This is a genomic window from Pedobacter sp., assembly GCF_035317785.1.
Classification (GTDB): Bacteria; Bacteroidota; Bacteroidia; order Sphingobacteriales; family Sphingobacteriaceae; genus Pedobacter.
On the sequence record NZ_DATHGC010000325.1, the window covers coordinates 1 to 12,704 of the forward strand.

A 12,704-nucleotide genomic window follows, 5' to 3' on the forward strand; every position below is an offset into this window, starting at 1 on the left:
ATTATAAAGCGGGGCAGATGAACGTAGAAGGAACGAGAAATACGCTATCACAAAACATCCTGCCAAACGGGCTGATCAACAACAGCTCCGACCAGGAGTTTGACAACCGCATTTTCAGGCAGAAGCTGGACGCCGCTCTTACGATAAAAATGGATTCAACGAGCACGCTTAAGATCATGGCAGATGGGTCAGTAAACAATTCCAATACCAGCGACAGTTTCAGTTCTTTGAGTCTGCGGGAAGACGGCACAAAAATCAACACCGGCGAACGAAGCCTCACAAATGACGCGAACAAACAGGCTTTCAATATCTCCGCATTCTGGACCAAGAGACTGAAAAAAAAGGGCCGGACTTTTTCCCTGCAGATCAAAGAAACTGTTACCAAATCTGACAGCGAAGGGTTTTTGAACTCGACCAACGAATTTTTCAACACCAGCAATATATCTGACAGTACCAGGGTTGTCGATCAGCAAAAGATCAATAAAACTACAGGTAATGTACTGAACAGTAACCTTACTTATACCGAACCCCTCTCCAAGACCACTTCCCTGATCTTAAACTACGGATTGGGCATCAACAACAGCCGTTCAGACCGCAGGTCGTACAACAAATCGGCCTCGGGGGCCTATGATGACCTGGATCTGCAGTTTAGCAATGACTTTAAACTCGATCAGCTTTCCAATAAGGCCGGCGTCAGCATGAACTATACCAGGGACAAAACCACGGTTAATTTTGGAACAAACGTTACCGCCGTCCGGTTCAATCAGCTTGACAGCTATACCGGCAATTCCTTCAAAAGAAATTTCATCAACTGGAACCCGCAGGCGAGGTATTCTTACCGCTTCTCCCAGCAGAAATCCATCAGGTTCGGTTATTACGGCTATACCAACCAGCCGGGCATTGATGACATACAGCCGGTAAGGGTAAATACAGATCCGCTGAACATCAAACTTGGCAATCCCGGGCTAAGACCGTCTTACAATAATAGCTTTAACCTGAGCTACAGTTCGTACAAGATCCTGAGCGAGCAGTCGCTATGGGTTTCTGGAAATTACAGTTTCACTTTCAACCCCATCACCAACAATACCACAACAGACCAGGCCTCCGGTAAGACCACCTATCAGTCGGTTAACCTGAGCAGCAAACGCCCGTCAAATTACAACTTTAACCTCTCTACAGACAAGAAGATCAAAGCGCTGGACCTTAGTGTTGGCGTAGATCTGGGTTATAACGGCAGTGTCAACTATAGCCTCACCAACAACGTGACCGCCAACACCAGCAGCAATACCTACAGAGGAGGCCTGAATATTTCCAAATACAAAGAGAAAAAATACAATTTCCGCATCTCAGGCGGTCCCAATTACAACTCCATCAATTCATCCCTGCAAAATAACAACAACAATGACGGCTGGGGTTTCAATGGCAACGGTAACGTCAATGTTTACCTGCCAGGCAAAATAGAGATCGGCACCGATGGAAATTACGAGTTCAAAGCAGGCACACAAACTTTCAACCAGGACCTGAGCCGCTTTATCTGGAATGCATTCATGAGCAAGAAGTTCCTCAAAGGAGAAAACCTTAAAGTTTCCCTGTCCGGCAAAGACCTGCTCAATCAGAACGTAGGATTCAGCAGGTTTGCGAATTCTAATATGGTTACACAAAACAGTTACACCACCATACAAAGGTATTTTTTACTCTCTGTAAGCTGGGATTTTAACAAAATGGGTGGCGCGGCTGCCAAATAATGCTCAGGATATGAAGAATACGATCATCACCATACTTTGTCTGCTTGCCATGGCAGGCAATTCAGCGGCACAAAACGCCAGGTTCACGACCAGCGGAGTCATCGAATTTGAGAAAAGCGTCAATATGTTTGCGATGATGAAAAAGAACATCAGCGAAAACACGGGGTCATTCTGGCAGGAACTGTACGATAGCTACAAGAGAAACCAGCCGCAATTCAAATTGTTAAAAAGCACACTCAGTTTTACCGGGGACAAGACCTTATTTACCCCTATTGTTGAAAGCGAAGCGGGCGCAAGGAATTACTTTTCCAATGACCCGATGGTTACCCAAAACAATACCATCTATTCGGACCTGACAACAGGATTATTTACAACCCAGAAGAAGGTTTATGAAGAAACCTTTCTGCAGAAAGACAGTATCCGTAAAATAAACTGGAAGCTCACCAGCGAAATGCGCACCATAGCCGGATATGAATGCCGCCGGGCAAATGCCATCATCCTGGATTCTATCTATGTAGTGGCTTTTTACACCGATAAGATTCCGGTATCCGGCGGGCCGGAATCCTTTACCGGACTGCCGGGAATGATCCTTGGCGTTGCACTTCCTCATGAGAACATCACCTGGTTTGCAAAGACCGTAGCGGATAAGCCTGTAACAGTGGCAGAACTTAAAGTGCCTGCCAAAGGCAAGGCGACAGACTACAAAGGCCTGAGGAAGATCATAGACGATGCCCTGAAGGGCTGGGGAGATTATGCGCGCTCTGCCTTAAAAGCATTTACGCTTTAAAAGGACGAGCTGTTAGTTGACCAGTAATTTATAACCTTTGCCGTGTACATTTAGTATTTCGACCTTAGGGTCTTCACGCAGGTATTTTCTGAGTTTGCTCAAAAACACATCCATACTGCGCCCATTAAAATAATTGTCGTCATGCCAGATGCTCAGCAATGCTTCTTCCCTGGTCAGCACAGAATTCTTTTTCAGGCATAACAGCTGCAGCAGCTCTGCCTCTTTGGTTGAAAGCTTCTGCTGCTGGCCTTTATAATGGATCATCTGTGTGGTATAATCAAAGGAATAGTCGCCGATCTGAAACTGTGTTTGGACAGGTCCGGTATCAGCCGGTTCCTTTGCCGCAACCCTTTTCAGTAAGGCATTGATCCTGAGCAGCAGTTCCTCTATTCTAAATGGCTTGGTAATGTAATCATCGCCCCCAAGGTCATAGGCAGAGGCCTTATCTTCCATCATGGCTTTGGCCGTTGCAAAGATAATGGGCACATTCTGATCTATCTTCCGAATCTCTTTACCCAAGGTAAAACCATCTTTCTTCGGCATCATCACATCCAGGATACAAAGGTCAAATCCCTGCTTGGTAAATGCCCGCAACCCTTCATCACCATCCACACACAGCATCACATCAAACTTTCCCTTGATCTGCAGGTAGTCCTGCAACAGCAAGCCCAGGTTTGGATCATCTTCTACCAGTAGGATTCTTTTCATGCGTCGTTAATTTTGGTTTAGGGGTAAACTGATTTCAAATTTAGTTCCTTTATCCTTCTCACTGTTCACTTTTATCGTGCCGCCCATCTGCGTAATGATGTCCTGAACATAATTCAGACCCAGACCAAATCCCTTTACATCATGCAGGTTGCCCGTTGGCACCCTGTAGAACTGATCAAAAATACGCCTGGTCTGGTCCCTGGTCATCCCGATACCCTCGTCAGTGATTTCAATATAAAGATGTCTGGCTGTATCCCTCGTGCTGATGGTGATTTTAGGAATACCGGCACTGTATTTATTTGCATTGTCGATCAGGTTATAGATCACATTAGAAAAGTGAAGCTCGTCTCCAAATATGACCGGGTTGACCGCATTCAGCTGCAGGTCCACAATTGCATTTTTCTTTTGCAGCTGCAGGTCCATGCTGTCTGTCACGACCAGGATCAGGTCATTTACGTTCAGCTCTTCATGTTCCAGTTTCAGTTCTTTTTTCTCCAGACGGGCTATGCTCAGTACCCGTTCTATATGATTACCAAGTCTTACATTTTCATCATAGATGATGCCTGCCAGCCTGCTGATACGTTTCTTATCTTCAACGATCTCAGGGTCTTTCAGCGCCTCACTGGCTATCATAATAGTAGCCACCGGAGTTTTAAACTCATGCGTCATGTTATTGATGAAATCGGTTTTCATTTCAGAGATCTTTTTCTGCCTGATGATGGCGTAAATGGTGTAGGCAAAGATAAAGACAAGCACCAGCAACAAACCTGCGGATGAAGCCATTGTTGCCCACATATTGCCCAGTATCAGTGAGTTTTTATTTGGAAAGCTTATGAAAAGCAAGCCTGGATCCCGAAAAATGTCATTGCCGAACAGGGGAATCTTGTATACATTTTTTGAAAATCCGCTGCTGCCGGTCTGATGGGCAGCCTGGCTATACAGCAATGAATCCTTGCTGGCCAGTTTTACCCAAAAATCATAATCTATATTGATATTCCTGTTGAGCAGTTCCTTCTTGATCAGCGTATCGAGATTGTCTTTAGGAATCCGCTGTTCAATAGGGATACTTGCCTGCCGCATTTCTTTGGCTACATCTTCCAGGTAATTCAGGCTATTGTCCTCCAGTATCACGGTATCTTCCATCAGTGCCTTAAGCCCCTGTCTGTATTTCTGCCCCGCGACCTGATCTTCCCTTTTAAAGTCAAACGCTGTTTCGGGTGTAATCTGTTCAAGCGTGATCGCCATCGGAATTAAATTCTTTGGATTATAGACAAGATATCTGATGCTGTCCGGCAGCTTGCCAGGGACTAAAGAAAATGTTGAGGTCTTTTTTGGAGTGATCGTTTGATTGATCTTACCGCTGATCACATTCCCAAATTCATCAGAAAAAACGTCAACCTGCACTTGCAGGGAAGATTTCCCGTTATTATGTATACTTGTGATTTGCTGAAAAACATCTTCCGGAATCAGTTTCGGCATCGGGAAACTGACCCTTACCAGGCTGTCCCGCATGTTCAGATCTGCAATGATCTTTTCCTGCTGCCTTAATTTGCGCTGTGCCTCTTCATCCTTATACCGTTCTTTAAAATCGACAATCCGCTGGGCCCGGGCCCTGAAATCCTGCTCCCGTTCCTTCCTGAGTTCGTAATCTTTTTTAGTAATGTGATTGGCCGCGTATCGCTTTTGCACTTTGCTGGCCACGTCATTCAGCGCTTCATTGACATTCTGTTCAAAGAGCTGCGATTTTAAGTTATAGGCCTCCCTGATGTAATACAATTGCATTACAAACACACCCAACAACGCTGCCGTCATTAGGGTAGTGATTATCCAGAGACTCCTTTTCTTCATTATTATATATAATTACTCAAAATTAACGAAGGAACGAGAGAAAAGGTTTTATTTAACAAAATTTAACAGAAGGGGCTGATATGAAGTAAGATCCCAGGAGACTGCTACTTTCTTTCTAGTGCATATCGCCACACGACGGCACTCAAGACACTTCCCAGAATAGGTGCAGCAATAAATAACCATAGCTGAGTTGCAGCTATTCCACCAACCAATAGTCCGGGACCTATACTCCTCGCCGGATTTACCGATACGCCGGTGACCATAATGCCTACTATATGAATCAGCACCAAACTCAATCCAATTGATATACCTGCAAAGCCACCATGTATGTTTTTTGAGGAGGTAGATCCGAAAATAACAAACAGGAATATAAAAGTAAAAACTGTTTCAGCGACAAACCCTGCTTGCAGGCTGTAATTTCCCGGTGAAGCATCGCCGTAGCCATTTTGCCCTAAACCATTAACTGCAAGACTGTATCCTTCTTTACCGGACGCAATGAGCAACAGAATGCCTGCCCCGGCCAGAGCTCCAAGTATTTGGGCAACAATATAAACCATTGCTTCTTTTGCTTTCATTCTACCAGCCACCACCATTCCAATAGAAATAGCCGGATTAATATGACACCCGGAGATATGACCAATCGCATACGCCATTGCCACCACCGATAGGCCAAAGGCAAAGGATATACCCAACAGGCCGACTCCTGTTGCGCCATTTGCCCCTGCAATTACTGCGCTCCCGCAGCCCATTAAAACAAGAACGAGTGTACCAAAAAATTCTGCAGAGAATTTCGAGAAAGTGTTTGTTTCCATGTTAATTTTTTTTAGTTTACAGATTAAAAATAATAAAATTTGTAACATTTCCTGTTATAATCCACAAGATTATGTTAAACCTGATCTCAAACGCCATTAATTTTTAATTCTAAAATATGGCTGCATTTCCTAAATAAATACTCGTACTCACAGCATCACCCGCCACATTTACATAATGTATCCAGCAATGCACAGTATCATTTTTAAAATTAGCAGGAAATTGCAAAGTCTTTTCCAGATCAGCCCGCCGGGCAACACCTTCAAAGGTTACAAACTTTTCTTTCACAGGATTATAAACAATAAATGTAGCCTTATCATCAGCGTTATTAAACGCAGAAGCAGGTCCATTTTCCCATTTAATATACAGCGGTGTATCAGCTATCGAAGTAAATTCCCTGATCAGTGAAATGAACAATTCACCCCTGCTAAAAACCACCTTAGGAAAATCAATATTGCTTTGCCTGCCCTCTCCTGTTATTGCCTCCTTCATCACAAAAGAAACACACCCGTTCATAGGGGTTTTGCTTCCTTTAAAACCCTGGAAACCAATCCAGATCAAATCCCTCAAGGGTTTCAGCCAACCTGTTACTAAAGCAAATACCAATCTCTGGTTCATCTGAGCCTTTCTTCGAAGGAATCTGCCCGCAATCTACTACCAGTCCACTTCCTGCCGAAGACAAAAGCACAAAAAATGCCGCCCTGGTTCTAAGGCGGCATCGGTATTAATTTGTTTATTTAAAAAAGGTCTTTTTAGAAAGGAAGATCATCATCCTCACCAGGTGCGCTGCTCAGGTCTGCCGGCGGGGCATATTGAGGAGTCGGTGCTGCTGCTGCCGAAGCAGTCAGTGCGTTGATACGCCATACTACAAGACTGTTGAAATAAGAGGTTTTACCCGCTTTATCTGTCCATGGACGTCCGCGCAGGTTAAAAGAAACTTCAACATCATCTCCAGGTTTTAAGCTGTCAAATAAAGCTGTTTTATCCTGAAGGGCCTCAAACCTGATGTATTCAGGATAAGTAGGGTTCTCTGCGTATTCTATAATGAGATCGCGTTTTTTGAAAGTTTCACTTACCTGCTGTAAGGCACCTATCTCATGCACTTTTCCTTTTAATTCCATACTATGTACTGTTTATTCTTCTTAACAATCCAAATCTCTATATTTTTATTGATAACTTCGCACTTTCAACTATGCAAGTTTTCCACAACAAATCAAAGGTGATCATCACCTGTAATAAACGCCTTTCTACTTATTTACAGGAGGAAGTAAAAGCACTGGGCTATACCATTGTAAGGGATTTCCCCACAGGAGTAGAACTGGACATTACGCTTTCTGAGTGTATAAAACTGAACCTTAACCTGCGCTGTGCCAGCCAGATCTTATACAATTTAAGGAGCTTCAAAGCAAAAGATCCGGATGAATTGTATACAGAACTTAAGGACATGCCATGGGAAGAGCTGATTGATTTTGCCGGTTATTTTTCAGTCACGTCCAATGTGGACAACCCTACCATTACTACGCCGCTCTTTGCCAACTTAAAGGTAAAGGATGCGATTGTGGACCGCATCAAAGAGAAAAAGAACATCCGCCCGAATTCAGGTTCGGATGCCAACAAGGCCGTAATCCATTTGTACTGGAAGGATAGCGAAGCTGATATATTTATTGACACTTCGGGCGAGACCCTTGCAAAGCATGGTTATCGTAAAATACCCGGAAAAGCGCCTATGCTGGAAGCCCTTGCTGCAGCGGCAGTGCTGAGCACACAGTGGGACCAGAAGTCTCCTTTCGTAAATCCGATGTGCGGTTCGGGAACGCTTGCTATTGAAGCGGCTTTGATCGCCACCAACCGCAGGCCCGGACTGTTTCGAATGAACTATGGATTTATGCACATTTTAGGGTATGATGAGGAAGTTTTCTTTGCAGAACGGAGGATCCTGAAGGATCAGGTGATCAAAAATGTGGACCTCCAGATCATTGCTACTGATATCTCTGAGGATGCGGTGGATATAAGCCGTAAAAATGCAAAAACCGCCGGGGTAGATACCCTGATCACTTTTGAGGTTTGTGATTTTGAAGAGACCATAGTTCCTGAAACCGGCAAGGGTGTGGTCGTCTTTAATCCCGAATATGGAGAACGTCTGGGTGTACATTCCAAACTGGAACTGACCTACAAGCGCATGGGCGATTTTATGAAGCAGAAGTGCAAGGGTTATTTTGGTTATATTTTTACCGGCAACCCTGACCTGGCCAAAAAGATCGGGCTGAAAGCCGCCCGTAAAATAGAATTTTATAACGGCAAGCTCGATTGCCGGATGCTGGAATATGAACTGTATGACGGCACAAGAAGGCCCGAGGGGCTGAGACCAGTCAATTAGCACATAAGTTCTTTTTAAAAACCGCATGCCCTTTTCTTTCGTTTATTACTCTTCAAAGGAATAATTAAATGACCTTATGAAGGACCAACTCATTAAAAGGAGCAAAGCAGTAGCAAGCAACATTAGAAAAATCAGGGAATTTAGGAATTATACGCAGGACTATCTTGCGGCTAAGATCGGTATCTCTCAAAATGCCTACAGCAAGATTGAACTCGGCTACAGCAAGATCACCCTGGACCGGCTGTTTCATATTGCAATTATTTTGGAAGTGGATGCGACACAGCTGATATCGGCTGACCCTTCAGATCTTATGCACATTATTTCACAATCTGAAGGGCTTGAAAAATCTTCATCTGCCTAATTCATTTATCTTTGTTCCAAAATGAGATCATGGAACAAATTATAGAGCACACCATTCAGTTTGTACAAGAAAAATTCAGGGGGGCAGAGGCCGGTCATGACTGGTTTCACATTGAGCGGGTATATAAAAATGCGTTGAAGATCAATGAGCAGGAAAAAGGAGATTTGATGGTGGTTTCACTTGCTGCCCTGCTCCATGACATCGCTGACAGTAAATTTCACGATGGGGATGAAGAATTAGGCCCTAAAATAGCCGGTGATTTTTTGCTGAGCATTGGGGTTGATGCAGCTATAATTGAGCATGTACGGCAGATCATTAAAAATCTGAGCTACAAATCGAGTTTAGGGAAGATAGATTTTCATTCAAAGGAACTGGACATCGTACAGGATGCAGACCGGCTGGATGCCATAGGGGCAATAGGGATCGCCCGCGCTTTTACCTACGGGGGCTACAAGAACAGGGTATTGTATGATCCGGCCATAAAGCCTAATCTCCACATGACTAAGGAAGAGTACAAAACAGCTGTAAACCCCACATTAAATCATTTTTATGAGAAGCTGCTGCTGCTTAAGGACCTGATGAAAACTAAAACCGGAAGTGCGATGGCTTCACAGCGACATGATTTTATGCTGTCTTACCTTGAACAATTTTATACTGAAATTTAAAAAGTCAAAAAGGCTTCAAGTATCTCCGAAAGACATTGCAAATATCTCTTTTATCTTGTAAATTGCCCTTACTTGCAGGTTATCTAAATTTCGCTCGTCATGCTGAATTCATTTCAGCATCCCGGCCAGGATATACTAACCTACTCAACGAGATGCTGAAATGAATTCAGCATGACGATATGGATAAATAAATCTTCGAGATGAAATTGAGTGTATTGGTTCTAATCGCAGCACTTGCTGTAGGCCTTTCCATAGGTCTGGTTAATTTTTATTTTCAGCACAGCTGGTATTATATGCTTTTCTCTTTTGGAGTTGCCTTTTCCACCGCCTTTGTGGTCTTTTATTATTTGCTGGAAAAGTACATCTATTCCAAAATCGTGCTGATCTACAAATTGATCCATAACCTGAAACTGGGCAAGGACCTGAAAGATGCGCTGGGTGAATATGTGAGTTCTGACCCTATCAATGATGTGGAACAGGAAGTAAAGGAATGGGCGGGCGCTAAAAAAAGAGAGATCGACATTTTAAAAAAACAGGAGCAGTTCAGACGCGAATTTTTATCGAATGTATCACATGAGTTCAAAACACCGTTGTTTGCGGTACAGGGATATATCGATACGTTACAGGATTGTATCGCTGATGATCCGGAAACAGCGGCAAAGTTTCTCAAAAAAGCAGCGGATAATGTGGAAAGGCTGAGCTACCTGATCAATGACCTGGATTCGATATCTAAACTTGAATCCGGAGAGATCCCGATCAATTATCAGAAATTTGATTTTGTGGGGCTGGCCAGGGAAGTCATGGAAACACTCGAAGACAAGGCAAAAGCCAGGAACATTAAACTGTCATTTAAAGAAAAATATACTTATCCCGCTTATGTAAATGCAGACCGGGAAAAGATCAGACAAGTCATGATGAACCTCATCGAAAACTCATTAAAATATGGGAAACCTGAGGGATCTACAGCCATAAAGATCTTCGAACTGCACGATCAATACCTGATCGAGGTGACGGACAACGGCATTGGAATAGATGAAAAACACCTTCCCAGATTGTTTGAACGCTTTTACAGGATCGATACGCACCGGTCAAGACAGGAAGGCGGAACGGGACTGGGGCTGGCTATTGTAAAACATATCCTGGAAGCTCACCAGCAAATCATATCGGTGAGAAGCACCCAGCAAATAGGGACTACCTTTGCTTTTACCCTCCAAAAACTGGGCTAAAAGCCGGGCCGTTAAGCGAAAAAACTTAACAGTTAACATTAACTTAACATTGCACTCATACTTTTGTATCATATTTTATAAAGAAAGATGAATAGCATTTTTAAGTTCTTCACCCCCAGAGACAAAAAATTTCAGCCATTATTTGAGCAGGCAGGAAGTAATGTATTGAAAATTTCTGAAGCTTTATTGCTGGCACTAAGTGCGAGCGATCTTGAAAAAAGGAAAGAACACATCAAGGAAGTAGAGCGCCTGGAGCATGTTGGCGACGACATTACACATTCTATCTTTTTAGAACTCAGCAAAAACTTTATTACTCCGTTTGACAGAGAGGATATCCATGCTCTGGCCAGTGCTATTGATGACATTGCGGATTATATTCATGCCTCTGCAAGCAATATTGAATTGTACAACATCACCAATATTGGTGATGCGATGATCAAGCTTGCTGAGCTGCTGGTGGAAATGTGCACAGACCTTGAAAATGCAATCAGGGAATTGAGGAGCTTCAAAAACATCCGGATAATCGCAGATGCCTGCGTAAGGATAAATAGCGGAGAAAATCAGGCAGATTATGTTTGTAACCTTGCCATAGCCCGCTTGTTTGAGTTTGAAACCAATGCTATAGAGCTGATCAAACAAAAAGAAGTACTACAGACTTTGGAAATGGCTACAGATAAATGTGAAGATGCCGCAAATGTGCTGGAATCTATTTTGGTAAAGAACGCTTAAACCTATATAAAAATGGTAAGTACCTTATTGATTGTTGTAATTGTGCTGGCAATTGCCTTTGATTATATCAATGGCTTTCATGACGCAGCAAACTCCATTGCGACGATCGTTTCTACAAAAGTGCTGTCTCCATTTCAGGCGGTACTTTGGGCGGCACTGTTTAATTTTGCTGCATATTTTTATTTTACGGACCACAAGGTCGCCAATACTATAGCCAAGACCGTCGTAGAGAACTTCATCACACTTGAGGTAATCCTTGCAGGGTTGCTTGCCGCCATTGTGTGGAATTTATTTACCTGGTGGTTTGGAATTCCTTCAAGTTCTTCTCACACCCTTATTGGTGGTTTTGCTGGGGCCGGTATGGCCAAGGCGGCAACATTGGGAGCAAACGTCATGTCTGCGATCAACCTTGCGCCGATCATAAAGGTTGTGGCATTTATTGTCCTGGCACCGGTAATAGGGATGGTCATTTCTGTGATCATTTCCATTATTATCTTACATATATTTAAACATGCCCGGCCTTCTGTGGCTGAAAAATGGTTTAAACGTCTGCAATTGATTTCTTCTGCTGCGCTGAGTTTTACTCATGGCGGTAATGATGCTCAGAAAGTAATGGGAATCATCTATGTTGCAATGGTAGCCGGCAATGTACTGCATACCGGAGATGCTATGCCTGAGTGGGTGCCGATCTCCTGTTATGCTGCTATTGCATTGGGCACCATGAGCGGCGGCTGGAAGATTGTGAAAACCATGGGCTCCAAAATTACTAAAGTAAATGCTTTTGAGGGTGTGGCTGCAGAATCTGCAGGTGCGGTAACCCTGGGCATTACTGAGCACTTTGGTATCCCGGTATCTACGACACATACCATTACCGGATCTATCGTAGGTGTAGGGCTTCTAAAGCGGGTGTCTGCGGTAAGATGGGGAGTTACAGTAAGCCTGCTATGGGCATGGGTGCTGACCATTCCGGTATCGGCGACCTTAGCTGCAATTGTTTACGGCGTTATACACTTGTTTTTTTAATATTCAAGGGTTACTGTAACCGGACCAGAATCTTTGGGCATGTTCCATTTTCTCCAGTTACGGATCAGTGTTTTTGCAGCTTCATCGTATGATTTGGACAGTCCCCGCACGACTTTGATATTCGTTGGCCGTCCGCTTCTGCTGACCGAGAACTTAAATTCTGCAGATTGTCCTGGCTTGATTTCGCTGCTGTAAGGGTTTTCTTTGATCAGATAGGCTTTAAAAGCTGACCATCCGTCACTAGGGTAACCTGTCGCATTCTGAATATTGAGGCCTGCAACCTTACCTTGCAGCAATTGCTCCACATTTGCAACGGGTACGTCTTTTATTTCTTTGCCGGTAACGACAAAGCTGCTTCCGGTTGTCTGATCTCTGGATCTTTTTTGGTAACCCCTGATGACCACTTCGTTGAGATTGCCTTTATT

14 protein-coding genes are annotated in these 12,704 nt (G+C 43.7%); 8 read left to right on the forward strand and 6 right to left on the reverse strand.

Going from position 1 to position 12,704, the window contains the following annotated elements; genetic code table 11:
- Both VK541_RS20230 and VK541_RS20235 read left to right on the forward strand, forming a co-directional pair.
- Positions 1–1,745 (forward strand): outer membrane beta-barrel family protein (locus tag VK541_RS20230; protein WP_324372270.1); only part of this gene is annotated, 1,745 nt, incomplete at its 5' end.
- Positions 1,746–1,755: 10 nt separating this feature from the next.
- Complete coding sequence (locus VK541_RS20235; protein ID WP_324372271.1) at positions 1,756–2,532, forward strand: GLPGLI family protein; 777 nt, start codon at positions 1,756–1,758, stop codon at positions 2,530–2,532.
- Between the two features lie 12 nt (positions 2,533–2,544).
- On the opposite strand, the gene VK541_RS20240 is transcribed toward VK541_RS20235, so the two are convergent.
- From VK541_RS20240 to VK541_RS20260, 5 genes are all read right to left on the reverse strand, one after another.
- Positions 2,545–3,240 (reverse strand): response regulator transcription factor, encoded by a 696-nt coding sequence (locus VK541_RS20240; protein WP_324372272.1) that lies wholly within the window; start codon positions 3,238–3,240, stop codon positions 2,545–2,547.
- Positions 3,241–3,246: 6 nt separating this feature from the next.
- Positions 3,247–5,088, reverse strand: a complete 1,842-nt coding sequence (locus VK541_RS20245) for a HAMP domain-containing sensor histidine kinase (RefSeq protein ID WP_324372273.1) — start codon at positions 5,086–5,088, stop codon at positions 3,247–3,249.
- A gap of 104 nt (positions 5,089–5,192) precedes the next feature.
- Positions 5,193–5,900, reverse strand: coding sequence for an aquaporin Z (aqpZ, locus tag VK541_RS20250; protein WP_324372274.1), 708 nt, complete (start codon positions 5,898–5,900; stop codon positions 5,193–5,195).
- 109 nt (positions 5,901–6,009) lie between these two features.
- A complete protein-coding gene (locus tag VK541_RS20255) occupies positions 6,010–6,549 on the reverse strand; it encodes a DUF6266 family protein (RefSeq protein ID WP_324372283.1) in 540 nt (179 codons plus the stop codon).
- 101 nt (positions 6,550–6,650) lie between these two features.
- Positions 6,651–7,019 (reverse strand): DUF3127 domain-containing protein, encoded by a 369-nt coding sequence (locus tag VK541_RS20260; RefSeq protein ID WP_285059621.1) that lies wholly within the window; start codon positions 7,017–7,019, stop codon positions 6,651–6,653.
- 71 nt (positions 7,020–7,090) lie between these two features.
- On the opposite strand from VK541_RS20260, the gene VK541_RS20265 reads away from it, so the two are divergent.
- The 6 genes from VK541_RS20265 (at position 7,091) to VK541_RS20290 (ending at position 12,279) form a co-directional block, all read left to right on the forward strand.
- Positions 7,091–8,275 carry a THUMP domain-containing class I SAM-dependent RNA methyltransferase gene (locus VK541_RS20265; protein ID WP_324372276.1) on the forward strand — a complete coding sequence of 395 codons (1,185 nt, stop codon included), beginning with the start codon at positions 7,091–7,093 and terminating at the stop codon, positions 8,273–8,275.
- 76 nt (positions 8,276–8,351) lie between these two features.
- Entirely contained in the window at positions 8,352–8,636 is a 285-nt protein-coding gene (locus VK541_RS20270; protein WP_324372277.1) for a helix-turn-helix transcriptional regulator, read from the forward strand.
- Positions 8,637–8,665: 29 nt separating this feature from the next.
- Positions 8,666–9,301, forward strand: a complete 636-nt coding sequence (locus VK541_RS20275; RefSeq protein WP_324372278.1) for an HD domain-containing protein — start codon at positions 8,666–8,668, stop codon at positions 9,299–9,301.
- A gap of 200 nt (positions 9,302–9,501) precedes the next feature.
- Entirely contained in the window at positions 9,502–10,527 is a 1,026-nt protein-coding gene (locus VK541_RS20280) for a sensor histidine kinase (RefSeq protein WP_324372279.1), read from the forward strand.
- An 87-nt stretch (positions 10,528–10,614) separates the two neighbouring features.
- Positions 10,615–11,256, forward strand: coding sequence for a DUF47 domain-containing protein (locus tag VK541_RS20285; RefSeq protein WP_324372280.1), 642 nt, complete (start codon positions 10,615–10,617; stop codon positions 11,254–11,256).
- 12 nt (positions 11,257–11,268) lie between these two features.
- A complete protein-coding gene (locus VK541_RS20290; protein WP_324372281.1) occupies positions 11,269–12,279 on the forward strand; it encodes an inorganic phosphate transporter in 1,011 nt (336 codons plus the stop codon).
- Here the strand turns inward: VK541_RS20290 and VK541_RS20295 are convergent.
- Positions 12,276–12,704, reverse strand: a 429-nt coding sequence (locus VK541_RS20295; RefSeq protein ID WP_324372282.1) for a TonB family protein, incomplete at its 5' end; no start/stop codon positions are given. The two genes, VK541_RS20290 and VK541_RS20295, sit on opposite strands and share 4 nt — an antisense overlap.